The sequence below is a fragment of the Paenibacillus sp. J22P169 genome (assembly GCF_059691995.1).
The window spans coordinates 277,474-303,365 of sequence record NZ_JCAUAO010000005.1; the positions used below are offsets into that span (position 1 = coordinate 277,474).

At 47.4% G+C, this 25,892-nt stretch carries 18 protein-coding genes; 16 read left to right on the plus strand and 2 right to left on the minus strand.

Translation table 11 applies throughout. The features are described from left to right. Positions 1-55 precede the first annotated feature (55 nt). The 5 genes from AC58QG_RS23710 (at position 56) to AC58QG_RS23730 (ending at position 3,261) form a co-directional block, all read left to right on the plus strand. On the plus strand, positions 56-733 hold the full coding sequence (locus AC58QG_RS23710; RefSeq protein ID WP_497364582.1) for an ABC transporter ATP-binding protein: 678 nt from the start codon (positions 56-58) through the stop codon (positions 731-733). Then, positions 730-1,932 carry an ABC transporter permease gene (locus AC58QG_RS23715; protein WP_497364583.1) on the plus strand — a complete coding sequence of 401 codons (1,203 nt, stop codon included), beginning with the start codon at positions 730-732 and terminating at the stop codon, positions 1,930-1,932. The genes AC58QG_RS23710 and AC58QG_RS23715 overlap by 4 nt, the downstream gene beginning before the upstream one ends. Positions 1,933-1,944: 12 nt before the next feature. Continuing rightward, positions 1,945-2,742 (plus strand): hypothetical protein, encoded by a 798-nt coding sequence (locus AC58QG_RS23720; RefSeq protein ID WP_497364584.1) that lies wholly within the window; start codon positions 1,945-1,947, stop codon positions 2,740-2,742. A 94-nt stretch (positions 2,743-2,836) separates the two neighbouring features. Next, positions 2,837-2,986 (plus strand): YfhD family protein, encoded by a 150-nt coding sequence (locus AC58QG_RS23725; RefSeq protein WP_497364585.1) that lies wholly within the window; start codon positions 2,837-2,839, stop codon positions 2,984-2,986. Next, positions 2,986-3,261, plus strand: coding sequence for a hypothetical protein (locus tag AC58QG_RS23730; protein ID WP_497364586.1), 276 nt, complete (start codon positions 2,986-2,988; stop codon positions 3,259-3,261). The genes AC58QG_RS23725 and AC58QG_RS23730 overlap by 1 nt, the downstream gene beginning before the upstream one ends. Positions 3,262-3,335: 74 nt before the next feature. Here AC58QG_RS23730 and AC58QG_RS23735 read toward each other — a convergent pair whose 3' ends face one another. Beyond that, a complete protein-coding gene (locus AC58QG_RS23735) occupies positions 3,336-4,142 on the minus strand; it encodes a glycerophosphodiester phosphodiesterase (RefSeq protein WP_497364587.1) in 807 nt (268 codons plus the stop codon). 211 nt (positions 4,143-4,353) lie between these two features. On the opposite strand from AC58QG_RS23735, the gene prmA reads away from it, so the two are divergent. The 5 genes from prmA to deoC all read left to right on the plus strand — a co-directional run bounded on the left by prmA (position 4,354) and on the right by deoC (position 9,058). Further along, positions 4,354-5,328 (plus strand): 50S ribosomal protein L11 methyltransferase, encoded by a 975-nt coding sequence (prmA, locus tag AC58QG_RS23740; RefSeq protein WP_497364588.1) that lies wholly within the window; start codon positions 4,354-4,356, stop codon positions 5,326-5,328. 10 nt (positions 5,329-5,338) lie between these two features. Continuing rightward, positions 5,339-6,010: a site-2 protease family protein gene (locus AC58QG_RS23745; RefSeq protein WP_497364589.1), complete on the plus strand. Its 672-nt coding sequence runs from the start codon at positions 5,339-5,341 to the stop codon at positions 6,008-6,010. A gap of 125 nt (positions 6,011-6,135) precedes the next feature. Further along, entirely contained in the window at positions 6,136-6,903 is a 768-nt protein-coding gene (locus AC58QG_RS23750; RefSeq protein WP_497364682.1) for a 16S rRNA (uracil(1498)-N(3))-methyltransferase, read from the plus strand. Between the two features lie 6 nt (positions 6,904-6,909). Continuing rightward, the gene (mtaB, locus tag AC58QG_RS23755; protein WP_497364590.1) at positions 6,910-8,244 is read left to right on the plus strand and encodes a tRNA (N(6)-L-threonylcarbamoyladenosine(37)-C(2))-methylthiotransferase MtaB; all 1,335 of its coding nucleotides are present in this window, start codon (positions 6,910-6,912) and stop codon (positions 8,242-8,244) included. A gap of 133 nt (positions 8,245-8,377) precedes the next feature. Continuing rightward, positions 8,378-9,058 (plus strand): deoxyribose-phosphate aldolase, encoded by a 681-nt coding sequence (gene deoC / locus AC58QG_RS23760; RefSeq protein ID WP_497364591.1) that lies wholly within the window; start codon positions 8,378-8,380, stop codon positions 9,056-9,058. Here deoC and AC58QG_RS23765 read toward each other — a convergent pair. Then, positions 9,021-10,064 (minus strand): Na/Pi cotransporter family protein, encoded by a 1,044-nt coding sequence (locus AC58QG_RS23765; protein ID WP_497364592.1) that lies wholly within the window; start codon positions 10,062-10,064, stop codon positions 9,021-9,023. The genes deoC and AC58QG_RS23765 overlap by 38 nt on opposite strands. A gap of 120 nt (positions 10,065-10,184) precedes the next feature. Here AC58QG_RS23765 and AC58QG_RS23770 point away from each other — a divergent pair, with 120 nt between their 5' ends. The 6 genes from AC58QG_RS23770 (at position 10,185) to AC58QG_RS23795 (ending at position 25,700) form a co-directional block, all read left to right on the plus strand. Further along, complete coding sequence (locus AC58QG_RS23770; protein ID WP_497364593.1) at positions 10,185-11,558, plus strand: class I SAM-dependent rRNA methyltransferase; 1,374 nt, start codon at positions 10,185-10,187, stop codon at positions 11,556-11,558. A gap of 534 nt (positions 11,559-12,092) precedes the next feature. Continuing rightward, positions 12,093-15,623: a helicase-exonuclease AddAB subunit AddB gene (addB, locus tag AC58QG_RS23775; RefSeq protein WP_497364594.1), complete on the plus strand. Its 3,531-nt coding sequence runs from the start codon at positions 12,093-12,095 to the stop codon at positions 15,621-15,623. Positions 15,624-15,644: 21 nt separating this feature from the next. Beyond that, positions 15,645-19,607, plus strand: coding sequence for a helicase-exonuclease AddAB subunit AddA (gene addA / locus AC58QG_RS23780; protein WP_497364595.1), 3,963 nt, complete (start codon positions 15,645-15,647; stop codon positions 19,605-19,607). 54 nt (positions 19,608-19,661) lie between these two features. Continuing rightward, entirely contained in the window at positions 19,662-20,840 is a 1,179-nt protein-coding gene (locus AC58QG_RS23785; RefSeq protein WP_497364596.1) for an exonuclease SbcCD subunit D, read from the plus strand. Positions 20,841-20,917: 77 nt separating this feature from the next. Then, positions 20,918-24,400: an AAA family ATPase gene (locus AC58QG_RS23790; RefSeq protein ID WP_497364597.1), complete on the plus strand. Its 3,483-nt coding sequence runs from the start codon at positions 20,918-20,920 to the stop codon at positions 24,398-24,400. Between the two features lie 196 nt (positions 24,401-24,596). Beyond that, complete coding sequence (locus AC58QG_RS23795) at positions 24,597-25,700, plus strand: chymotrypsin family serine protease (protein WP_497364598.1); 1,104 nt, start codon at positions 24,597-24,599, stop codon at positions 25,698-25,700. Positions 25,701-25,892: the final 192 nt, after the last annotated feature.

Sequence of the window (25,892 nt, forward strand, 5' to 3'; positions counted from 1 at the left end):
TCCTTCCCTATGTCCTCTTTTCTTTTGTATACGAATAGAAGCAAGGAGGATTCGCATGATCAGCATGCAGGGTATATCGAAATCTTTCCGACTCCATGGTCAAAGCTTGCCAATTTTGCGAGTATCGGAGTGGCAGATACAAAAAGGAGAAAGAATCGCACTAATGGGACCGAGTGGCTGTGGGAAAAGCACGCTGTTACATCTGCTTAGCGGTGTCATAACACCAGATCAAGGTGAGATATGGGTGGCTGGTCAACCTGTTCATCTTCTCAACGAAAGTAAAAGAGATCGCTTTCGAGCGGCGAATATCGGGTATATTTTTCAGGATTTTCATCTCATATCTTCACTAACCGTAAGGAAAAACGTCGAATTAATCCTGCCGCGTACTTGGACGAAGCGGGAAAGAACGGAGAAGCTTGACGAGTGGTTTGAACGTGTAGGCTTGAAAGATCGTAGGGACCATCTACCTTCTCAACTATCTCGTGGTCAACAACAAAGAGCTGCTATTGTTCGGGCATTAATAACAAAACCACCACTCCTCTTAGCGGATGAGCCGACTGGCAGCTTGGATTGGGAGACTGCGAGCGAGATGATGGCATTGCTGCTTGAGATTTGTAAAGATGAGCAATTGACCTTATTGACGGTTACGCATGATCGGCATATCGCAGAGATGTTTCCAAAAAGAGTATACATGCAAGAACTGAACGATCTACTTGGGAGTGTATCGGTATGAAAGTAATTTCTTTGCTTTGGAGTCAAATATGGTATCGTAAAATCTTGTCACTATTGACTATCTGTTCAGTAGCGATTACTGCAGCATTAGTTGTTTTCCTACTCCTCTGCAGTCAAGGCGTGGAACAAGGCGCTGAGAAAGGCTATGGTCCCTTCGATGTGACGATTGGAGCAAAAGGCAGCGGCTCTCAGCTTGCTATTAATACTTATTATCACATTGGTGCGCCTACGGGCAATATTCCTATCACGATTTTAGCCGATGTGCGCAAAAATGACTACGTGGAGTCGGCTTATGCTATGACGACTGGTGATAATTATCAAGGGTTTCCAATTGTCGGCATGGAACCTGGTTATTTTTTGACACGTTACGGCGCAGGTAAACAAATGGCTCAGGGCAATCTTTACGGAAAGTTGGGGGAGACCATTGTTGGCTCCTATGTGGCAAGCTCACTTGGCCTTCAAGTGGGAGACACCTTTGTGGGTGCGCACGGGCTAATTCAGGGCTCGCATTCAGACGAAGAGGACGAAGATGAGGAGCACCATTCCTTTACCTATATAGTAGTGGGTATATTGCCGCCCTTACACACATCGGATGATCGAGCTGTATTTACGACTCTGGATTATGCGTGGGCTGTTCACGAGAATCAGCACAGTGGCACGCAAGATATCACAGCGATCCTTGTTAAACCGAAATCACTTCTGGGCGCTCAGTCCATCAAAACGGAGTTCGCACAATACAATAATGTGCAGTCTGTATTTACGAGCAAAGCTGTTGCTGATGTTGTAAACATTGTTGATCAAGGGACACAGGCGGTGAAATTTGTTACCTTGATATGTATTTTGCTGGCAGCGGGATCCATTCTATTATCGTTGATTGCAGCCGTTCATGAACGCAAAAGAGATGTTGCGCTACTTCGACTAATTGGGAAATCGAAGCAGTTCATCTGGTTTTCACTTATCGGTGAAGGCGCAATATTAACTTTAATTGGGTTAGTTCTGGGACTTGTTCTCGGACATGTTGGGGGTTATCTGAGCCGAGATGTTGTTTTCGCACATACAGGTCTGCAAATACAAGCGATTTCCTTCTTGCCAGGGGAGTCTTTGCTGGTCGTAGTTACATTGCTGATCGCTATTGCAGCTTCAATTGGGCCCGCGATTCAAGCTTATCGGGTTGATCCTTTGCAATTATTCCGGTCTTGAGGTGACGATAGGATGAAAAATAGACTTAGCATTGCAGGAATGAGCTTGTTGGTCATATTGGTTATTATTTCGGGTTGCGGTCAAAAGAAGGCGGAGATGTCAGGACAGTCCTTCGGAAGTATCGTTTCGACAGTTGACGTTTCCGCGACCCCAAGCACCCCTGTGTCCTCCAAGGAGACACCTGCGTCTGTTGTGGAGAATGCAAGCCCTACAGCTATCGCTCAAGACAAAATAGCAGAGCAAACTTCGGTGCCTACACTAACACCAGCGTCCTCCCCACAGGTACAGGTGAAAAGTAGTGAATCACTTTCCACAATGGCAGTGCCAAAGCCTTCAGAGACTGGGCAAAGTACGGCGACAAAGACGGAAACAAAATCGGAGACGAAGTCGGATACCAAACCGACAGAGCCAGTCATGACACCGAAATCGCCCCAACACCAACTGACTAACGAGATCAAATGGACGGAGTTCTTCGATACGGTCAAGCAAGATACACCTTCTAACAAGTTTTGGGATATGAACGGGAAGACCGTCCAAATCAAAGGTTTTATGGGGGAAGTTCTGTCCTTTGAAAAGCATTGGTTTCTTCTGATTCCGCAGCCGGGTGCAGAGTGTCCATTCGATAATGGCGATGAGACTTACTGGAATCAGATTATGATTGTTTATGTGCCAGATTCAACGAAACTAAGATATACTTCAGGTCCTCTCTTGATCACTGGGAAGCTCGATGTAGGAATTAAGCTTGATGAATCGGGCTACAAAACGATGTTTCGGTTGTATGATGCATCTTTTGAGAAAATAAAGGACTAAACTTGATGTAACTTCTTGCATAAAATGATGCCGGTTCGCAAACGATATATGGGGCTTTCAATTAAGGATTCAGGGATATAGGAGGTAAAGGTATATGAATCAGAAACAAAATAACCAAGCACAAAATGATCTACCAGTTGCTAAGCAAGAGGATGTTGAATTTTCAGCAGAAGTAGCGGATAAGGATGATTTCGAGGCTGCGGCGCGAGCGCAAGCAGCGGATGACCGTCAGGAAGATCAATAATGGCCGAGCGAGGGATTCTTGCCTATTTTTATTCACCAGAACAGGCTGAAGGTGTCGCTTCTAAATTGAAGGCCTTGCGAGCTGTTGATGTGCAGGTTGACCGTTTTACAAATGATATTGGCAGCGGGTTTGAAACGTCAATGGCGGATAGTATGATTAGTAGTGATTACGAGGTTGATGCCGCCAGACTTGACATTGTTTTAGCTGCAGTGATTGATGAAAAGTGTTATGAGCAGGCCATCCGTGTGATTGAAACAGCGGGTGGATCGGTTTAAACAAGAAGCACCTGTTCCAATGGACCTCAAGTATCGAGGCCGTAGGAACAGGTGCTTTTTTACATGTACAACATTTATTCAACGCTCATCAGTTTGACAAGCTTATCTGGATAATTCGTAATAATGCTGGACACACCAAGAGCGAGCATACGTCTCATCATCCTAGTGTCATTCACTGTCCAAACATATATTTCTTTATGGTGATTCTCGGCCAGCCTCATGAAAGATTCATTCACTAGGGGATATGCCGCAGAAATAACTTCATAATCAGAGCTTTTCATTAGCTCATAGATATCTTCCGTGTTTTGACCAATGATGAGACCAGTCTTAATGGAAGAGTTCAGAGATTTTACTTTACGCAAAAGCTCCGCATCGAAAGAGGTCACGGTACATTCTTTTACAAAATCATGGGATTGGATGATATCCACTGTTTTTTGTGCAAGCTCCACCGCATGATCATTATTTTTCAACTCGATATTCAGCTTCAGATGACCTTTGGCGAGTGAAATTACTTCATCTAGAGTAGGGACATGCTCATTTTTATAATCCTTATGATACCAACTTCCTGCACTTGCTTGTTTGAGCTCAGTGGAGGTGACTTCCCACATATTTTTGTTGATACCAGTCGTCCTATACGCACTATTATCATGCATAAGCATGACGACGCCATCAGCTGTTTCTTGAACATCTAACTCTGCATATCCAGCGTGATCGGCAATGGCTTGTTGAAACGCTGCTAGCGTATTCTCTGGCGCATGCCCTGAGCTTCCTCGATGAGCTGTAACTTGACTGTAATTATCAGCCATCATGGTTTTGGTTGTCAGGGGGGCGATAAGCGCCATTGCAAGGAAAACAGGAAGAATCATGAGTGTTTTGCGCATAAGCTGTCTCCGTTCTTACGATACATAATAATGATGACTTATTCAATGTAGCACCAGAGTGTTAGAACAGTGTTAAGAAAAATAAAAAAAGCGCTTACATTGATGACTCCATTTTACCCCAGAAGCGAAGTGTAGTACAATGTTCTTTGTGAAAATAGCCCAAAAGGGTGATGTTTTCATATAGGAGTAACCGACAGGAGGAGCAATACCGATGCTTTGGCAAGAATTAACTGTACATACGACAGAAGAAGCGATTGAAATGATAACCAACTTTGTTCATGAATTGGGTGCCGGAGGTGTTTCCATCGAAGAATCCGGAACTTTAAATAAAGAGCGAGATACTTCATTTGGTCAATTATACGAAACGCCATTTAACGATATCCCGGAAGGAAGAGCCGTGATCAAAGGTTACTTCTACCATGGTACAGACATGGAGCCTGTACTGGCGAATTTGAAGGCATCTGTTGAACAATTGACAGAATTCGATATTGATACTGGGAACCCGACGTTTGAAGTAGTCGAAGTTGATGATGAAGACTGGGCACATGCGTGGAAAACATATTTCAAACCGATCCGTGTATCCGATCGCTTGACGATTAAACCAACTTGGGAAGAATATACGGCTTCTCCAGGGGAATTGATCTTAGAGCTTGATCCAGGTATGGCGTTCGGTACAGGTACTCATGCCACAACTTCACTTTGTTTGAAAACGTTGGAGAAGGTTCTTCAGCCAGGTGACGATGTGATTGATGTGGGAACAGGCTCAGGCATTCTTTCCATAGCTGCCGCAAAACTTGGCGCAAAACATGTACTCGCTGTTGATCTTGATCCGGTAGCTGTTACGAGTGCATTGGATAATACGAAGCAAAACCAACTCGAAGATCAAATTACTGTGAAACTTAGTGATCTACTTGGCGTACTAAAAGAAAGCGAGTCCGAAGGGGATGCAGGGCTAGGTGTGTCGATTCCTGTTCAACTCGTCGTTGCGAATATTTTGGCTGAGGTCATCGTGATGTTCGTTGATGATGTGTACGAGGTGCTGCAACAAGGTGGGTATTACATAACTTCAGGGATCATTACGAACAAAGAAGCGGATGTAGAAAAAGCACTGATTGCAGCTAAATTCACGATCGTAGAGAAAAACTATGATTCGAATTGGGTTGTAATCGTAGCTAGAAAGCTGTAGGTGTTGATTCATGGGAGGCTTATTATTTTACGATTGGAACACGCTGCCGTTTGTGATTTTGGTACTCGTGCTCTCGTTTACGATTCATGAATGGGCGCATGCGTATAGCGCCTATAAATTAGGAGATTCTACGGCATATCAGTTTGGTCGCGTTTCCTTGAACCCGATGGTCCATTTGGACCTTTTCGGGACGATTATGTTGCTGATTGCCGGCTTTGGTTGGGCGAAGCCAGTGCCAGTAAACCGTGGTAATTTCAAACGTCCACGTTTGTTTGGGATTATTGTGACCGCGGCTGGACCGATAAGTAACTTAATTTTGGCCTTTATTACGTTATTTATTTTCGCGTTATTTCAGAAATATGGTTGGCTGGATGGCATGTCAAAGGGCAGTGCAGATGCGATTGTCCTGTTCTTGAAGCTGATGTTGAACATTAATATCACGTTATTTCTGTTTAATCTGATTCCAATTCCACCACTAGATGGATATCGCATTATTCAAGATTTGGTTGATTTGAGATATACGGAAAGATTGCAAAAGTTTGAGCAATGGGCTTCTGTGATTTTCTTATTAGTCGTCTTTATCAGACCTTTACGTCAGGTAACATTAGATCCATATCTACGTTTAGGCGATGATATTATTAATCAATTTGCCATTGTGATTACAAGCATATTGGGCATGTAACCTCAAACCAGAGAGTTCCATATGGATTTTCGGGCTCAAACGAGGTATGATGGTGTGTGGAAGTTTCACGGGGACCTAGATGTTCGAATGTAGTTCAAATGAACGAAGATAGAGAGGCTTTGACTATGCAGCGTTATTTTCTCCCGCCCCAGCAGTTCCATGCTTCTACACAAACAGTAACCATCGAGGGTGATGACGCTCATCATCTTGGTCGCGTCATGCGAGCAGAAGTTGGAGACAAAGTGATCTGCAGCAATGGCGTGGATCGTGAGGTGCTCGTCCGTATCACTCACTTGGATAAGGGAGCTGTGACCGCGGAAATCGTGGAAGAGCTTGCGATGGATGCGGAAGCGGCTGTTGACGTGTGGATTGCGCAGAGCTTGCCCAAAGGCGATAAGATGGAGCTTATTATTCAAAAGGGGACTGAGATCGGGGCAGCCCGGTTTCTTCCTTTTTTATCGGAACGAACGATTGTGCAATATGATGCGAAGAAAGAAGCTAAGCGCACGGAGCGCTGGCAGAAAATCGCCAAGGAAGCAGCAGAACAAGCCCATCGCAACTGTGTGCCGCAGATTGAATCTGTCTACTCGTGGAAGCAATTGCTGCAGCGAGCGAAGGAAGCGGATGTTGCTTGGATTTGTTATGAGAAGGAAGACGGTCAGCAGTTAAAGCCTGCCATTCAGGCAGCTCTAGCAGCAGGCCAAATAGGACCAGGCAAGCAGGTGTTGATTGCGGTTGGCCCCGAAGGTGGATTCACAGAGCAAGAAATTAAGCAAGCTGAAGAAGCTGGCTTTCGCTCGGTTTCGCTGGGGAATCGCATCTTACGGACAGAGACGGCCGCGATGGTGGGTCTTACCTGTCTGTTTTATGAAACCGGAGAAATGGGAGGATGAGCGTAGATGGCAACGGTAGCGTTTCATACACTGGGATGTAAAGTAAACTTTTATGATACAGAAGCAATTTGGCAGCTTTTCAAAAACGAGGGTTATGAGCAAGTTGATTTCGAAAATACAGCGGATGTGTACGTCATTAACACATGTACGGTTACGAATACAGGGGATAAGAAAAGTCGCCAAATGATTCGTCGTGCAATTCGTCGTAATCCTGAAGCGATTGTTGCTGTAACAGGCTGTTACGCGCAAACGTCACCAGCGGAAATTATGGCGATTCCTGGTGTAGACATGGTTATCGGAACGCAGGATCGCGAGAAGATCATTCCGCTTGTGAAGCAATTTGAGTCGGATCGTCAACCGATTAACGCGGTTCGAAACATCATGAAAACTCGTCAATTTGAGGAATTGGACGTGCCTGATTTTGCTGATCGTACACGTGCATTTCTAAAAATTCAAGAAGGTTGTAACAACTTCTGTACCTTCTGCATTATTCCTTGGTCGCGTGGACTCATGCGCAGCCGTGAACCGCAAAGCGTTATTGCGCAAGCGGAGCAGCTCGTTGCAGCAGGCTATCAAGAAATCGTACTCACAGGTATTCATACTGGGGGCTATGGCGAAGATATTGAGGACTATAGCTTGGCGAAGCTTTTGAAGGATTTGGATAAAGTTGAAGGCTTGAAGCGCATTCGAATTTCTTCCATTGAAGCTAGCCAAATTACAGATGAAGTCATTGAAGTTCTGAGATCTTCGGACAAAATGTGCCGTCATCTGCATATCCCGTTGCAAGCTGGCGATGATCAGGTGCTTGCGCGTATGCGCCGGAAATATACGACTGCTGAGTTCGCTCGTAAGATTGAGCGTCTGCACGAGATTATGCCGGATGTAGCAATCACGACAGATGTTATCGTTGGTTTTCCGGGTGAAACGGAAGAGATGTTCCGTGACGGTTACAAGTTCATGGAGCAAATGAAGTTCTCCGAAATGCACGTTTTCCCTTATTCCAAGCGGACAGGTACCCCTGCCGCGCGGATGGAGGATCAAGTGGATGAAGAAATCAAAAATGCCCGTGTACACGAGTTGATTGATCTTTCCGAAAAAATGCAGCTAGCGTATGCTCAGAAATTCGTCGGTCAAGTCTTAGAAGTTATTCCAGAGCGCACATATAAAGGTGCACCTGATAGCGGCTTATACAGCGGTTATTCCGATAACTATGTGCAGTTAGTTTTTGAAGGTTCAGAAGAGATGATCGGTCAAGTGTGCCGTGTGAAGGTTACTGAAGCAGGTGTGAATGAAAGCAAGGGACAACTCGTACGCATTCTTGAAGGCGTAGTGAATTTGTAAGTGAAGTTTTAAGGCAATTACCTACCTCTACACGTGGTCGTTCCTTTTGAATGACTGCGTTAGAGGTTTTCTCGATTACACGGGAGCTTAGAAGGCATGGATGAAATGACTATATTAGATGAGGTGCTACTCGATGACATTAAACGCGAAAGAAATTGCTAGCTATATTGACCATACCCTATTGAAAGCAGATGCAAGTACAGCTGCGATTCACAAATTGTGCGAGGAAGCTGCCCAGCATCAATTTTTCAGTGTGTGTGTGAATTCACAGTTTGTTGCTACAGCTGCTAAAGCTTTGGAAGGAACGGGTGTTAAGGTTGCTGCTGTGGTTGGTTTCCCGCTTGGAGCGAGCTTGAGCGAAGTGAAAGCCTTCGAAGCAGCTAAAGCTGTTGAAAACGGAGCGGCTGAAATCGATACGGTATTGCCAATTGGATTGCTAATGGAAGGACAACTGGATGCAGTTCGTTCTGATATTAAACAAGTTGTGGATGCTGTTAAAGGGAAAGCCATCGTCAAGGTAATCATGGAAACGGGTTTCCTTACAGATGAGCAAAAGGCTACGGCTTGTCGTCTTTCAGAAGAAGCTGGCGCTCATTTCGTGAAAACCTCGACAGGCTTTGGTCCTGGTGGAGCTACGGTAGAAGATGTTCGCTTGATGCGTCAAAATGTGTCCAGTACGATTGGCGTGAAAGCATCAGGTGGCGTAAGAGATGTTGAGACGGCGATTGCGATGATTGAAGCTGGCGCGACAAGATTAGGTACCAGCTCAGGCGTAGCTATTGTGAACGGAACTCAAGGCGCTTCCACATACTAAGATAGCAGAGAGGCAGCGCAACTAGGGAACCTACGATATTGAAAATGGTCTGGGACCTTGCGATTTGCGATGATGCATCACTAGCTAGTAGAGCGGAAAGACTGACGAGCCAGTGGATAAATGGGTAAAAGAGGATCGCGCCTCCGACATTGAGCAGGATATGCGACCAAGCAACATATCGTCCAGCGCGTGAGCTGCTCATACCGGCGATCAGCGCGGTGACACAGGTGCCGACATTGGCGCCTATCGTGATAGCTACCCCTAGCTCGACGGGAAGGGCCTGAGCTGCGGCGAGGCCCATCGCCATGGCGATGACGGCTGCGCTGCTATGCACGAGCGCGGTCACTGCTGCGCCTGCAAGGATGCCCCAGAGCAGGCTTGTTTGCGCCTGGTGCACGAACCAGGTGAAGAGACCACGGGACTGCAGCGCAGGCCCGATGGTTTGCATGATCTCGATGCCGAGCAGCACGAGCGAGAAGCCAGCAGCCGCAAGCGAGCCGTAGCGGATGCTGCGCAGCCATTGGCGACCGCCGTTGTTCTCGGCGGCGTTCTGCTGTAGTGTCGCCGCTGCGGATGGCAGCGCGGCGCTGAGAGCGCGCGGACCGCTTGCCTGCGGCAGCGGCCCGGCCAGCCAGCTCGCCAGCCAGACGCTGGCGCTGGCGAGCAGGATCGGCACGCCGATGCCGCCTAAGCTGAGCCCGATCAGCTCCGTGGTGAGGCACGTGCCGATATTCGTTCCGAGAATCACGCCAAGTGTTCTCGGGAAGGACAGGACGCCGGCGCCGACGAGGCCGATGGCGATGACCGTGATTGCGGTGCTGCTTTGCAGCGCCGCTGTCAGCACGGTGCCGGTGATGAGCCCGCGTACCGGTGTGCGGGTAAACCGCTCCAGCCACAGCTGGAGGCGGGGGCCTGCCCAGGTTTGAAGCGAGGTTTCCATCAGCTTCATCCCAAGCAGGAATAAGATAAAGCCTGTAACAACAGGCAGAATAATAGCATGAATCATGAGAGGATCTCCTTTTCGTGAGCGAGTGACGTTTTCAACCAATATATGTGACCGTACAGACAAGCATGACAAGCCAGATGGTGTAGGTGAACGGTTTCACGCAAAGGATGGCTATAGAACATGGCAGTAGTATTTTTACATAAGAAACGCAAACCCCGTTTGGAGCAAGGACATCCGTGGGTGTATAAGAGTGAAATCGAGCGCACGGACGGAGATATTGTGCCTGGACAGCTTGTATCCGTTCAGAACCACCTAGGAAAATATCTAGCAACCGGCTATTACAATGAAGCTTCTCAGCTGACGGTACGTATTGTATCGTATAACCCGATTGAGGCGATGACGACTGAGTTCTTCGTCGAAAGATTTACACGTTGTTTCCTGCATCGTCAGCGTTTTGTGAAAGGAGCGCAGTCGTATCGGTTGGTATATGGGGAAGCCGATTTCCTGCCAGGGCTCATTGTTGATAAGTTCGAGAACACACTAGTTGTGCAGCTTTTGACCTTGGGGATGGACCTCTGCCGGGACAATATTGTGGAAGCGCTGGTACAAGTTATGAAGCCAGCAGGGATATATGAACGTAGTGACGTTTCCATTCGTGAATTAGAGGGCCTGAAACAGACAAAGGGGCTTCTGTACGGAGATTGTGCGAAGCATGTTGATATTTTAGAAAATGGCCTTCGCATTCGTGTTGATATTGAGGAAGGTCAGAAGACGGGTTATTTCTTCGATCAACGTGAGAATCGCGCAGCGATCGCACCGTTGATGACAGGCTGGGGACACCGCAGCGGCATCAATTTGACGGAAGTCGAAGAGGACGGCGTAACACAAATGCTGCCCGTTAATGCAAACGGCAAAGTAGTGACGTTCCCACTCTGGGACGGGGCTTCTGTATTGGAATGCTTCTCGCATACAGGGAGCTTTACGTTAAATGCTTGTCAATTCGGTGCAAAAAAAGTGACATGTCTCGATATTTCCGAGCATGCGATTGAAAGCGCGCGTACGAACGTTGCTTTGAATGGCTTCGAGGATCGCGTTGAATTCGTTGTTGCGGATGCCTTTGAATACTTGCGTACACAAGTGAAAGGCTTGGATGAGCGTAAGCTTCGCTCTTCTGCTGGTGCGGCAGGACAAGCCAAGGTAGACACTTCTAAGCCTGTTGGTACCGGTGGCCGAACTTGGGATGTTGTTATTCTCGATCCGCCTGCTTTCGCTAAGACGAAAAGTGCCGTTGAAGGAGCTTGCCGTGGCTATAAAGATATTAACTTGCACGGGATGAAACTCGTGAACGAGGGCGGATATCTTGTCACAGCTAGCTGTTCCTATCACATGCATCCTGAGTTGTTCCTAGAAACGATCCATGCAGCGGCAACGGATGCGGGGAAACTGCTACGCTTAATTGAGTTTCGTGGGGCAGGAATGGACCACCCTCGCATTCTAGGCGTAGATGAAGGACATTATTTAAAGTTTGCGATTTTTGAAGTACGAAGCAAGTAAGAGTAGGTTTTTAATTGTATCTTTGATAAGTAAGCAAAGCTGGAATTATTCTAGCTTTGCTTTTTTGTGCCGTGTTAGCGGGTTTCGGGAGAACTAGTCGATAAAATCGACTAACTCGTGTGGGATAGCAGGTATTGGAGAGCAGTCAGTCGATAAAATCGACTAATTTGTGTGCGTCAGCAGGTTTTCGAGAGCAGTTAGTCGATTAAATCGACTAACTCACGCAGAGTGTAGCCCAACGTCACTGTAGTCTTCATCACCGTTTCCACCGTAGCCACACTTTCGTCTGTCTGCTACTTCCATCAGTGGATTTTTATTTTGGACAATTAAACAAAGCCTTTCTTTCCGTTTTTCGTTTTCCATGTTACAATAACAGAATGTACGTTCGCATTATATATTTAATTTGAATCCCCCAGATCCCCCTCCATGATCTACCACGCCGACTCATCCATAGAAATATGCTAGAATAGAAAGATAGAAAACGAGAATTGCTTACGAAGCAAGCTTTCCGACGGAAAGTGTTAGGAGGCCCTAATGTCCATTCGATTCGTGCTTGGTAGAGCCGGAAGCGGCAAGAGTGAACGCTGTTTGACAGAAATGAAACAGCAGTTGGCATCGGCACCTGAAGGTGATCCGTTGATTTTGCTTGTCCCTGAACAAGCTACATTTCAAGCGGAGCACGCGCTAGTTTCAGATCCGAGTATACGCGGAATGATCCGCGCGCAAGTGTTAAGCTTTCACCGTTTAGCATGGCGCGTGATGCAAGAAGAAGGCGGCACCGCGAGGCTGCCAATTGATGATACAGGTAAGAAACTGCTGTTAACGAGCATTTTACATAAATACAAAGATAAGCTACGCCTATTCGGTCATTCTGCTGAGCAAATGGGCTTCGTTGACCGTTTGAACCAGCTTTTCACAGAAATGAAGCGCTATTGTGTGACAGCTGAACAACTAGAGACACATGAAAATAAGCGTGTGACCACACTTGGTGAACACGGCTTGCTGCGAGATAAAATGCACGATATTCAACTCGTCTACAGGCAGTTTGAGTCGGAGCTTGCCAAGCAGTATTTGGACGGTGAGGATTATTTGACGCTGCTTGCGGAGCAAGTGCCCAACTCTAGTTATTTACGCTCTGCTTCGGTGTGGATTGATGGGTTTCACGGGTTTACACCACAAGAATTCAAGGTGCTTGGTGCGCTATTCGCCGCTTGTAAGCAAGTGACGATCACGTTATGTCTGGATCGCGAATTGCAGGCAGGGGATACACCGGATGAGTTGGATTTATTTCATCCCACAGCGACGACGATGGTACGTTTACAGGAGATGATTTGGCAGCTAGGACTTGGTGCGGCTGAAGTTGTTCAGCTTGCTCACGAGCGTTCGCCGCGATACGAAGATAGTCCTGCACTTGCCTATTTAGAGCAGAATTTTGATCGTCGCATTGGTGGTGGAGCTCCTAAGTATAAGACTTCTCCAGGGGAGAATATAGCCGATCAGCTTGTCATTATGGAAGCTGTTCATCGCCGTGCAGAGGTTGAAGGTGCTGTGCGTGACATGCTGAAGTTAGTCCGCGAGCATGGCGTGCGGTGGCGTGAAATGGCCATCATGGTGCGGAATATGGAAGGCTATCAGGATCTGTTAAATATGGTACTTACGGATTATGAGATTCCTCACTTTTTCGATCAGAAGCGTTCGGTTCTACATCATCCGCTTGTAGAATTCATTCGATCTGCCCTCGAAGTTGTTCAGCATAATTGGCATTACGATGCTGTATTCCGTTGCATCAAAACAGATTTACTGCTGCCTCCGGGTGCAACATCGCAGAGGACTGAGCTGGATAAATTAGAGAATTATGTGCTTGCCTTCGGGATTCAAGGCTATCGATGGACGGACGGAAAGCCTTGGACATATCAATTTCGTGCCAACTTGGAGCAAGCGGAGGATCAGGTACAAGAACAAACAGCCGAGCTTCTAGCACTAAATACGAGTAAATCGTGGGTTGTGCGTCCATTACTTGCATTATCCAATCGTCTTGGACAAGCCCGCACGGTTAAGGCGCAGGTTGAAGCTGTTTACGAGCTATTAGTATCCGTTCAAGCACCAGAGAAGCTAGAAGCATGGACACAGCAAGCAACACGTGATGGAAAACCTGAAAAAGCTCGCGAACATGGACAAATGTGGAACAGTGTGATGGATATGCTGGATCAATTGGTGGAAACCATGGGCGATGATGAACTATCCTTGGAGATGTTTAACGGTCTTATCGAAACAGGGATGGAAAGCATGAAGCTGGGGCTAGTTCCGCCTTCGATGGATCAATTGCTGATCGGCAGTATGGATCGAACTCGCTCAAGCGGGATTCGATATGCCTATATTTTAGGAGTAAATGATGGGGTTATTCCTGCGCAGATGGCTGAAAAGGGTGTGCTGACAGAAGCGGAGCGAAGTGTTCTGATGGACTCGGGTTTACCTATGGCTGATGGAAGCCGCCGGAAGCTGTTGGACGAGCAATTTATCGTCTATACATCGTTGACTGTACCAGGCAAGCGGCTTTGGATGAGTTATCCGTTAGCGGATGAAGAAGGGAAATCGCTATTGCCTTCGGAGCTAATTAGACAGATGCGACAGCTCTTTCCAGGAACGGAAGAGTCGCTGCTTCTTGCAGAACCGTCTGTGGAATCGTCAGAAAATGAGCAAGCAGCGTATTTAGCTCATCCGACACAGGCGATCTCCTATTTGGCTGTTCGCATGAAACATTGGATGCTGGGTGGACGTATGTCAGAGCTATGGTGGGATGCGTACAATTGGTATGTGGATCAACCAGCCTGGCAGATGAAGCTGCAATCTCTTGTGCAGGCATTGGAATATACGAACAAGGAGAAGGGGCTTACCTCCACAACGAGTAAACAGTTATATGGTCAGCATTTGCGTGCCAGTGTTTCGCGTATGGAAAAGTATGTGGCATGTCCTTTCTCTCACTTCATTTCGCATGGATTACGCCTACAGGAACGTCGCGTATATCGTTTGGATGCACCGGATATCGGGCAATTGTTCCACGCAGCCTTGAATCAATTCGTACAGAAGCTGCAGCATGACCAGCTGGATTGGGGGTCACTATCTGCCGAGCAATGTATGGAGAGATCTGCACAAGTGGTGGATGAGCTAGCACCGAGACTTCAAGGTGAGATTCTATTAAGTTCAAGTCGTTATGCGTATATTGCTAGAAAACTAAAGCAAGTGGTTGGCAGGGCGGCCGTCATACTCGGCGAACATGCCAAGCATGGTCAATTTCAACCTCTAGGGCTGGAAATTGATTTTGGTCCAGGAAAGGATTTGCCTTCCCTGACATTTGAGCTGGAAAACGGATGTACGATGGAGATTATCGGCCGGATCGACCGTGTAGATCGAGCAGATGGCGAGCAAGGTGTTCTTTTACGTGTGATTGACTACAAATCTAGTCAAACAGCCTTGCAACTTTCAGAGGTGTATTACGGTCTCTCGCTGCAGATGCTTACGTATCTGGATGTTATTCTTACACACGCAGAAACGTGGCTAGGTGTGGAAGCGAAGCCTGCGGGCGTTCTGTATTTCCATGTGCATAACCCGATGCTTCAACAGAAAAATGCCCTCGATCCTGCTTCCGTTGAGAAAGAGCTGCGGAAACGTTTCAAAATGAAGGGCTTGATTACGGCAGACGCTGAGGTAGCTGGATTAATGGATGATGAGCTTATTCACAGCTCAGGCCATTCACAGCTCATTCCTGTTGCTTTAAAGAAGGATGGAAGCTTCTACTCGACTTCGTCGGTAGCAACAGACGAACAGTGGGATACATTAAGAACATATGTACGTAAACAAGTAAAACAAATTGGGACGAATATTACAGATGGTCATGTTGATATTGCTCCTTATCGTTTAGGGAAAAAGTCAGCCTGCCAGCATTGTTCGTATACCGCGATTTGCCAAATAGATCCCTTATTTGAAGGGAATGAAATTCAAGTTTTTCGCCCGCGTGCGAAGGATCAAGTTTGGACGGAGCTGGCTGCGCAGATAAGCGGGCCGTGAAGGTAGAAAGGAGCGTACAAGGTGACACAACAGCAAGAACCTAAACCCATCGGTAGTACATGGACGGATGATCAATGGGATGCCATCACCCTCAAAGGGCAAAACATGCTGGTTGCCGCTGCTGCGGGCTCTGGCAAAACGGCAGTACTCGTGGAACGTATCATTCGACGGATTTCCAATGAATGGGAGCCGATCGATGTAGACCGATTACTCGTTGCAACCTTTACGAAGGCGGCAGCTTCCGAAATGAAGCATCGGATTCGTGAGGCACTTGAAAAAGAATTGATGAAACAGCCGCATTCACAGCACTTGCGCAAGCAATTAGCGCTGATGGGGAAGGCATCGATTACAACTTTGCATTCTTTTTGTTTAGAGGTTGTTCAACGGTATTTTAGTCTTATCCAATTAGACCCTGGCTTCCGTATAGCGAATGAAACTGAAGCAGATTTGCTCCGTCAGGATCTGCTCGGCGAGATGCTAGAAGAATATTATGCTGCAAGTGAGGAGAACAGCGCCTTCTGGCGTTTAGTTGACTCTTTTAGCGGCGAGCGCAACGATAACGCGATTATGATGCTTATCCAGAAGCTTTACGATGTATCTCGTAGTCATCCTTGGCCAGAGCATTGGCTAAGAGGGACGGCGTCTATGTTCGGGCCTCCTGAACGCGATATGGACAGAGAGTTGGCTGATGAGGTAAGAATGGTAGCTGAAGAAGCACTGCCATATGTTGCCGCGGCTTCAGCGCCAGTGGATTATTCGCTATGGGAGCAAAGCCTAGTTCGTGATCTTTCTCTGGAATTAGAAGGAGCATCGGATTTGCTAGGACAAGCACTCATCATCGCGGAATGCCCGGGAGGACCTGCCCCATATATAGAAAATCTACGAGATGATTTACTGCTCGTTCAGAATTTAATAGAAACTACAACGTATCCCTGGTCCGTCTTGTATCGTGGTTTTCAAACGGTTGAGTTCGGTAAACTCAAAGCCTGCAAAGGTGATGATTTCGATAAAGGACTGCAAGAAGAAGTCAAGGAGCTGCGCAACAAGGCTAAGGACCAGATTAATAAATTAAAAGAAGAACTTTTCGGACGAACACCGGAACAATTTCATCAGGAAATTGCAGAAATGGCTCCGTTGCTTCATGTTCTCGTTGATCTTATCGTTGATTTCGGACATCGATATCAGTCGGCTAAAGCAGCGAAAGGTCTGATTGACTTTGCTGATTTGGAGCATTACTGCTTACAAATTCTAAGTGCCCCTGGTTCCATGCCTGGTGAATTGTATCCTTCAGAAGCAGCACAAGCCTATCGGAAACAATTTGCTGAAGTATTATTGGATGAATATCAGGATACGAATCGTGTCCAAGAAGCGATTGTAGAGTTGATTTCAACCTCAAAGCCAGGAAATCGTTTTATGGTTGGCGATGTGAAACAAAGTATTTATCGGTTTCGACTGGCAGAACCAGGTTTATTCTTAGAAAAATACAAAGCGTATCGTTCCAATAAAGAGGCAACGTCAGATCTTGAGCTGAGTGGTGGAAGAATTGACTTAGCAAGAAACTTCCGAAGTCGACTTCAAGTCGTCGATGCGGTTAACTTTATTTTCAAACAAATGATGAATGAAACTGTCGGTGAAATCGCCTATGATGAGCGTGCGGAACTGGTTTATGGAGCGGGTTACCCGCCTTCTGCCTCAGATTGCTCAGTTGAGATGCTGATCATTGACCGTGGAAAAGATGGAGCTGACAAAAGTGATGCATTCTCAGAGGAATCGGACGATTTAGGGGATGACTTAAATGCTGAGGGCACTGAAAGTGGGTTAGATCCTGCCTTAGAAGCGGAAGAACTGGAAACTGCACAGCTGGAAGCACGTACAATTGCTCGTCAAATTAGAGGGTTGTTAGGCGCAGTTGGTCAAGAGCCATTTCAAGTTTTTGATAAACGAACAGGCGGTGATCGCTCAGCAACCTACAGGGATATCGTGATCTTATTGCGAGCAACCCAAGCCTGGTCACCAATTCTGATTGATGAGCTTAAGAAACAAGGCATTCCTGCATATGCTGAGCTTAGTACAGGTTATTTCTCGGCAACTGAAGTTGAGACGATGCTTTCCTTGTTGAAGGTTATTGACAATCCCTATCAGGACGTACCTTTGGCTGCTGTTTTAAGATCTCCGATGGTCGGACTGACAGCTGAGAATTTAGCACAGATTCGGGTTGCGGATAAAACCGTAGCTTTCTATGAGTCTGTACTACGTGCAGTCCAGCATAGTTCAAGTTCGGAGAATGATGAGCTTTTCATCAAATTGAAGCAGTTTCTTGCACAATTGGAGCAATGGCGTAATGACGCGAGACAAGGCTCTCTTGCTGACTTGATTTGGAGCATTTTTAGACAAACGGGTTATTATGATTTCGCTGGCGGTTTACCTGGCGGCATGCAAAGACAAGCGAATTTAAGAGCGTTATATGATAGAGCAAGACAATATGAAAGCACATCGCTACGTGGTTTATTCCGTTTCTTACGATTTATTGAACGGATGAAAGAAAGCGGTGGCGATCTAGGAACCGCGCGTGCGCTAGGTGAACAGGAAGATGTCGTACGGATTATGTCCATTCATAAGAGTAAGGGCTTGGAGTTTCCCGTTGTTTTTGTGGCAGGCATGGCAAAGATGTTTAATCAACGAGATTTGAATGAAGCGTTCTTATTGCATAAAGAATTGGGCTTTGGACCGCGATTTGTAGATACGACGCTGCGCGTCAGTTATCCGACTTTACCTTCACTTGCGATTAAAAAGAGGTTAAAACTAGAGCTTCTGGCTGAAGAAATGCGAGTCCTTTATGTAGCACTCACGAGAGCACGGGAGAAATTGTACTTGCTTGGCACTGTGAAATCTCTCGATAAGCTGCTAAAAGGTTGGGGACGTCACTTGTCAAGAGAGGCTTGGTATTTGCCTGATTTTGAGCTGGCTAAAGCAAAGAGCTATCTGGATTGGGTGGGACCTGCTTTGCTGCGTCACCCGGATGCGGCTTTGTGGCGTGAGCGTCTTGGGATAAGTGAAGGGTCGTCTGATGTACGCTTGCTGCGTGATTCTTCGCAATGGAAGATGTCTGTGATAACACCAGATAGCCTGCAGATGCTGGATGTACTTGAAGAGGAAGTAGTTGAGCCAGATCGAGATCGTTTCATGGCAATTAAACAACGAGAGGCTGTCGCTACCTCAGGGAAGTGGAAAGAGGCATTAGAAGAGCGTCTATCTTGGCAATATGCCTTCTCGGATGCGCCAAAACACTTTGCCAAAACGACGGTTTCGGAAATGAAACGGTTATCTGAGATCAATCGCATTGTAGATGAATTCGAGTCGCCTGTTCACGGGGGATCCTCCTCCAGCCATGGAGCTGTGCCTATGGCCAGTCAGCCAGCAGCATTGATTTGGCGTAGACCGAGATTTATGGAAGAGAAAAAGCTAACGGCAGCAGAGAAAGGGACCGTTGTGCATGCCGTTATGCAAAATATGTCTTTAGCGGAATTGCCAACAGAGACAAGTATCCAATCCACTCTCCAAGAGATGCTGGATAAACAAACCATGACGCAGGATCAGCGAGATGTGGTAGATATTCCTGTTATTTTGAAATTTTTCGAGACATCGGTTGGTAAACGTATGATTCAGTCGCGCAATGTGCAGAGAGAGGTCCCATTTAGTTATGGACTGCCTGCGGATGAGGTTTATTCTGAGACGGATCCATCTACACTTGGCGAGACTGTGCTCATCCAAGGGGTTATTGACTGTCTATTTGAAGATGAGCTGGGACTCGTTCTCGTAGATTATAAGACGGATGCTGTAAGAGGCAGCACGGAGTCAGAGCTTCAGCTTCGCTATGAGAAGCAAATAAGTTTATATGCACGTGCTGTGGAACATATTTGGAAGCGTCCAGTACATGGTAAATTCCTTTATTTTTTTGACGGTGCCAAACTAGTAGAAATGTAGGATGACTATTTAGAATTAATAGATACCGTGGGGTTTTCAGAAAGGAGATGAGACATGCGAATTTTACACACAGCGGATTGGCATTTTGGACGAGCCTTGGAAGGGCGCAGCCGGATGGAGGAGCAGATCGCGTTCATGGATGAACTTGTCTCTATTGTGGAGGATCAAGCGATCGATCTGGTGTTGATCGCTGGGGATATTTATGACAGTGTGAACCCTCCTGCGGCAGCAGAACAGCTGTTTTATGAAGGTATTGCTAGGCTCGCAGATGGTGGTAAAAGACAGGTGGCGATCATTTCAGGCAATCACGATCACCCGGATCGGCTTGCGGCTTCGGGTCCTTTGGCAGCAACACAAGGTATCACACTGATTGGTCTACCCATTCAGGATATTCAATCCATTGGGATAGCGCGAACTGGAGAGCTTGCTAGATTAATCGCTTTGCCTTATCCTTCGGAATCTCGATTAAAGGAATTACTGTCCGAAATTGCGGAGGAGGAAGTGCTGCGCAGTAAATATTCAGAGCGTGTCGGTGCTCTGATTCGTAAACAGGCAGCATCTTTTGAGCCCGGTACCGTGAATTTGATTATGAGTCATCTCTATGTGCTAGGCGGTCATGAAACGGAATCGGAACGTCCTATTCAAGTTGGCGGTGCTTATACGGTTGATACAACGGCTTTGACAGCAGGTGCGCAATATGTCGCGCTTGGTCATTTGCATCGCCCCCAAAATGTGAAGGCTGCATCACCAATTCGATATAGTGGATCACCGATCGCTTATAGTTTCTCAGAAGCAGGTCAAGCCAAATCTGTCACGATTCTTGATCTTGCGCCTGGGCAGGAGGCTGAGCCGCAGGAGATCTTCTTGACCTCTGGTCGTCCGCTGGTGAGCTGGAAGGCGAAGGAAGGCATAGGTCAGGTGCATCAATGGCTAGATGAGCAAAGAGATAGCACAGCATGGATTGATCTGGAGATCACGATGACTTCGGCCATGTCTATTGAACAAATACAAGCGTTACGCAAAGCCTATGAAGGCTTCGTCCATATTCGTCCGATCTATCCAGAAATGGAAGTTGTACGTGCGGCAATGCCAAAAGCAGCTTTTTCGATGGAAGAGCATTTTACACGCTTCTATGCCCGTCAAACGGGAGGAGCACAGCCGGAGCCTGCGTTAGTTCAATTATTTTTGGAGCTGTTGCAGGAAAAAGATCTAGGCGATGCTTCGGGCGAGTAAGTGAGCGGGAATCTTCAATTTTTCCCCAACTAGTACTTGTGGATAACTTTAAGGTGTAATGAAAGGAGGAAAGCACGATGCGTCCAATCCAGCTACAAATGTCCGGTTTGCAGAGCTATCGGGAGCTGCAAACGATTGATTTTAGCCAACTCGTTGATGCGGGTGTTTTTGGTATATTTGGGCCAACGGGAAGTGGGAAATCATCGATTTTAGATGCGATAACTCTTTCTTTGTATGGCAAAGTAGAAAGAGCAAGCGGAGGCACGCAAGCGATTATGAATCATGCGGAGCAAACGCTGTTCGTTTCTTTTACATTTGAACTAACGAATGCAACGAGTACAGAACGTTACCGAGTTGAGCGGCAATTCAAGCGGGGGGCTGAGATGTCAATCAACGGAACCATTTCACGCCTCTTACATATTCGTGACAGCGAAACGGTTGTACTCGCGGATAAGGCAGGTGAAGTCAATCAACAGGTCCAGAGCATTCTAGGTCTGTCGATGCAGGACTTTACGCGAGCTGTAGTTCTCCCGCAAGGGAAGTTTGCTGAGTTTCTGACCTTGACAGGTAAGGATCGTAGACAAATGCTGCAGCGACTGTTCCATCTTGAAACCTATGGTGACCATTTAAGTGCTAAGGTTAGCTCTAAAGTAAAGGAAACGGACAGCGCAGTTAAGCAGCTTGCTGCTGAACAGCAAGGGTTAGGTGATGCGACCTCCTCAGCGTTGGAGGAAGCGAATAGAAGACTACTTGAGACGGAAGAAGAAGCGGTTCGCAGTCGACATCATTTGGCGCAACAAGAGAAGGCTTATGAGGAGAATAAGCAAGTCTACCATTGGATAAAGGAATCGGAAATTCTAGAACTTGAACAAGGGAAGCATCGAGAACAGGATAGGCTCATCGCTGAAAAAGAACAGCTGCTGAAGCTCGCAGAACAAGCGGAGCGGGTTATTCCCTATTTGGAGCAGCATAAGTTAGCGGCTAAAGATGTGTTGTCAAGCCAATCGCTGCTTGAAACAGCAACTTCTTCTCAGGCGATCGCGGAAACAGTTTATAAACAAGCAACACTAGCTTATGACAAAGCTCAACAAGATTTAGACGTTCAGGAAGCGCCGTTACTACTTCGTTTGGATCAGCTGGAGCAAGCTTTAGTTATTCAACAAGAGCTTGAACAGGTTCAATACCAAATTCAAACTACGCAAACACAAGAAATTGAGGTAAAGTCGGCGTTATCAAGTTTGCAAGTGGAGATTGCTAAATCAAACGAGACGAAACAAAAAGCAATGGCAAAACAAGCAGAGCTGAAAGCACAATTAAAGCTTGTAGAAACAGATGCCACAAAGAGACAACAGTTACAAAACGCTGTACAAGAGAAAAAAGGAATACTTCTACTGCAGTCACAAGAGCTGGAAGCGAATAAAAATTATGCTGACAAAAAGAAAGCATATCTATCTGTGGAGCATGACAGAGGTTTGGTTGTGGATAAGCAGGTTGTCCTATATGCGAAGCTAACTAGATGGTTCACTACTTATGCCGCATGGGAAGAGCATATACAGAGGCAAGACGGTTTATTTACAACGTACTTTAAAGGCTTGCAAGATTGGTTGGAAGCACAACGTAAACTGCTGAAGGATCAAGAACGTCACGCTTTAGCTGCGTTGCTGGCTGCTGAACTGGAAATGGGTGACCCCTGTCCTGTTTGTGGTGCGACGGATCATCCTGCACTTCGAATGAGCAATGAAATCTCCGGGGCTGCAAGTGAGACAAGCAGTCCTGAGGGATTGTTGGATCAAGTGGAGCAACTGCTGCGACTAGCGAAAGAAAGACAATTTGAAGGTACTCAAGTTGGTCGGAAAATGCAAAGTTTGCATCAGCAGGCAAGTGGGTTGGCATTCCCAGCTGAAGTGTTAGGGATGCGGCAGGAAGAACATGCGTATGGTGGATACACACTGGATGAAGCGGCTGTAGGCAAAGAAGTGGTTTCACTTCGGCAAAGGAGTAGCTCACATGCGGATATAAGTTGGAATGATTGGCAAAAGGAATGGCAGATTGTGGAGTCAATGCTCCAGATTGCGGCTTCACAAGTAGAGGAATGTGACCAGGGTTATCGTGATTTACACAAAGAGCATACCGAGCTTGTCCAACAGGAACTTGTTCTAAGCACGCAATCGCAAGCGGCTGGTAGCTTTTTAACCGAAGCTGAAAGCAGGTTAACTGGTCTAACGGAAAGCATTCACAATCAAAGAAATCTATGGCAGGAACATTATGCAGGTCTGTCATGGGATACAGTCGATGATCAGCTTCATCAGCTCCTTGAGAATGAGCGACAAGCCGACGAGCTGCGCGGACGCATTGAGAAGAGCATTCCGTTTCTGGAGGAGCTGCTCGTTAATATCGAGCGGCTTCAGCTTGCTGCGCAGGAGCGCGATCGAACAGCCTTGCAGCTCCATGAGCGGCTGCAAGGGCTCGCGCAGCTCGCCGCCGACAAGTCGCGGCAGCTCGCTCTGCGTGCGCCTGGCGCGGCGGTGCCGCAGCTCATCGCGGAGGCGACCTCCGCGCTGGCGCAGCTGCGTCAGCTCGCGCAGCAGACCAAGCTCGCGCACGCTGCTGCGCAGCGCGAGCAGTCCCTGGCGGCGCAGCGCTACAGCGCCGCCGCCGAAGCCGCTGCCGCCGCTGCGCGGCAGCTAGTGCAAACCGAGCGCGCGCTCGCTGACGCGCTCGAGAGAGGCGGCTTCGCGTCGCGCGAAGCCGCAGAAGCCGCTGCGCTGGCGCCTGAGCAGCGCAGCGCATGGGTGCAGCTCGCGGCTGAGCACCGCGAGCGGGAGCAGTCGCTGCGCGCTCAGCTGGCGCAGCTGGCAGCGAAGCTGCAGGGCCGCGTGTTGAGCGCGGCCGAGTGGGCGCAGTCGCAAGCGCAGCTGAGCGAAGCGAAGGCTGGCGCTGAGGCCGCGCTGGAGGCGCGGGCCAAGGCGGCGCAGGGCGCAAGCGAGCTCGCTGCGCGGCACTTGCGCTGGTGCGAGCTCGAAGCGCAGCGCACGGAGCAGGCGACGCAGCTGGAGCGGCTTGGCAAGCTGCAAGCCGTGCTCAAGGCTAATGCCTTCGTCGAGTATCTCGCCGAAGAGCAGTTAATGCAGGTGAGTCGTGCAGCATCTGAGCGGCTGGGAGAGTTGACTCGTCGACGTTATGGCATTGAAGTCGACTCCGGCGGTGGCTTCGTCATTCGTGACGATGCGAATGGCGGGGTGAAGCGCCCGGTGGGTACACTATCCGGCGGGGAAACCTTCCTTACCTCGTTAGCATTAGCGTTGGCATTGTCCGCACAGATCCAACTGAAAGGCGAATATCCATTGGAGTTTTTCTTCCTCGATGAAGGCTTCGGCACACTTGACCAAGAGTTGTTGGATATGGTGATTGGTGCGCTAGAAAAGCTGCATACAGACCGACTTGCTGTAGGTGTTATCTCTCACGTTCCCGAGCTGCGTGCGAGACTCGTTCGCAAATTAATCGTCCATCCGGCTGAGCCGTCAGGTCGTGGGAGTCGTATTTCGCTAGAAGAACTATGATAACGCCATCTCTGTCAGTCATTGATGGAGCAATGGTCTATAGATGAAATTTGTATCGTAATTAACAAAAAGGCTAAATGACGCATGGGTGTCATTAGCCTTTTTTTATTTCCAGCGTGAGCATTAGGTAAAGGTATCAAGCCGAATCGTACAAGTTGGCATACACTGCACCAACATGACGAAAAGGGGAATGGGCATGGCAACATTTCATGAAGCGCTGAAACATAAGAATCGTCTCTCGCCAGTATTACTGAAAAGGGCAGAGGTTATGGGTGTTGGGGTCGGATACGCAGATCCCAAAAGACCAACCGCTGGTGCTAGCGTCATTGTATATACCCATCAAAAAATAGTGCCATCTGGATTGAATAATCTCAAAAGCGTTGCCTCAAAATTAGGTTCATCCGTGCCGGTTCGCTTTCTCTCCTCGAATTCGTTCAAATCTCATGAGCTCAAGACCTCCAAACCCAAAATGTACAAAGCAAAGTCCTTTCAAAATCGAAATCGTCCGGTTCCTGGCGGGGTGAGTATTGGAAAAACCAATCCCTTCTCCACAGGGACAGCTGGATTAGTTGTGATCAAAAATAATCAGCTTTACCTCCTGAGTAACAACCATGTATTGATCAGAGATAATTCATCCGCATTTTCAGAAACAGTACAACCGGGACCTGCAGATGGAGGGGTATCAGGGACGGATCGTGTCGGAAGAGCTTTTCAATTCGTTCCACTACGCGTGGGGGAAGTGAATTTTCAGGATTCGTCCATAGCGCTTCCGACTTCAAACAGCCTATTAAATCCACGGTATTTACGCAGTGCATCGGGACTATTAGTCACAGTGCCCGGGCATCTATTAAGCTATCCTGTCGGACTTAAAGTGTTTAAATCAGGACGAACTACGGGCTTTGTTAGGGGAACAGTGGAGTCTAATAATGTAGATGTGCGTGTATCTTATGGGGGAAGCCTGGGTACATTGCTGTTCCGTAATCAGACTGTCATCGTTGGGGATTCTGGGCCAGTTTCTCTTCCTGGTGATTCGGGTTCCGTCTGGCTCCGTTCCAGTGATCGCTATGCGGTGGCTCTTAACTTCGCTGGTCCAGCGGATGGCTCTCGTTCCATTTGTAACCCGATTGGTATCGTTATGGCCTCCTATGGTGTACGTACGGCAATTCCTGCTGCAGGTGGTACCTTTACGGCCGGTAAAGTGAAAGGAATAGCACCACTTGGCGATGCTTCTTACGTTCAGCCTTTGACAGAGCAGCAACGGAAACGTACGAGAGCCATATTGGTGAAGTTGCATAAGTAACAAAAAGGTAATTTGAGAACCAGCTCTAATCTAGTAATAGCCCGATAATTTTAGGAATTACATGGTGGCGCTCTAAGAAGGAATTGTTACAATTCCTGATGTAGAGTGAAACGCATCGTAATTCCTGTACATATAAATCCATCATCTGAGTTTGTTATCCTTTGCTACCTTAGCTTCTTCGTATATAGATGC

Excerpts from the sequence above, each read along its gene's own strand:
- AC58QG_RS23710 (WP_497364582.1), top strand. The coding sequence starts at position 56 with ATGATCAGCATGCAGGGTATATCGAAATCTTTCCGACTCCATGGTCAA.
- AC58QG_RS23715 (WP_497364583.1), top strand. The coding sequence starts at position 730 with ATGAAAGTAATTTCTTTGCTTTGGAGTCAAATATGGTATCGTAAAATC.
- AC58QG_RS23720 (WP_497364584.1), top strand. The coding sequence starts at position 1,945 with ATGAAAAATAGACTTAGCATTGCAGGAATGAGCTTGTTGGTCATATTG.
- AC58QG_RS23725 (WP_497364585.1), top strand. The coding sequence starts at position 2,837 with ATGAATCAGAAACAAAATAACCAAGCACAAAATGATCTACCAGTTGCT.
- AC58QG_RS23730 (WP_497364586.1), top strand. The coding sequence starts at position 2,986 with ATGGCCGAGCGAGGGATTCTTGCCTATTTTTATTCACCAGAACAGGCT.
- AC58QG_RS23735 (WP_497364587.1), bottom strand. The coding sequence starts at position 4,142 with ATGCGCAAAACACTCATGATTCTTCCTGTTTTCCTTGCAATGGCGCTT.
- prmA (WP_497364588.1), top strand. The coding sequence starts at position 4,354 with ATGCTTTGGCAAGAATTAACTGTACATACGACAGAAGAAGCGATTGAA.
- AC58QG_RS23745 (WP_497364589.1), top strand. The coding sequence starts at position 5,339 with ATGGGAGGCTTATTATTTTACGATTGGAACACGCTGCCGTTTGTGATT.
- AC58QG_RS23750 (WP_497364682.1), top strand. The coding sequence starts at position 6,136 with ATGCAGCGTTATTTTCTCCCGCCCCAGCAGTTCCATGCTTCTACACAA.
- mtaB (WP_497364590.1), top strand. The coding sequence starts at position 6,910 with ATGGCAACGGTAGCGTTTCATACACTGGGATGTAAAGTAAACTTTTAT.
- deoC (WP_497364591.1), top strand. The coding sequence starts at position 8,378 with ATGACATTAAACGCGAAAGAAATTGCTAGCTATATTGACCATACCCTA.
- AC58QG_RS23765 (WP_497364592.1), bottom strand. The coding sequence starts at position 10,064 with ATGATTCATGCTATTATTCTGCCTGTTGTTACAGGCTTTATCTTATTC.
- AC58QG_RS23770 (WP_497364593.1), top strand. The coding sequence starts at position 10,185 with ATGGCAGTAGTATTTTTACATAAGAAACGCAAACCCCGTTTGGAGCAA.
- addB (WP_497364594.1), top strand. The coding sequence starts at position 12,093 with ATGTCCATTCGATTCGTGCTTGGTAGAGCCGGAAGCGGCAAGAGTGAA.
- AC58QG_RS23785 (WP_497364596.1), top strand. The coding sequence starts at position 19,662 with ATGCGAATTTTACACACAGCGGATTGGCATTTTGGACGAGCCTTGGAA.
- AC58QG_RS23790 (WP_497364597.1), top strand. The coding sequence starts at position 20,918 with ATGCGTCCAATCCAGCTACAAATGTCCGGTTTGCAGAGCTATCGGGAG.
- AC58QG_RS23795 (WP_497364598.1), top strand. The coding sequence starts at position 24,597 with ATGGCAACATTTCATGAAGCGCTGAAACATAAGAATCGTCTCTCGCCA.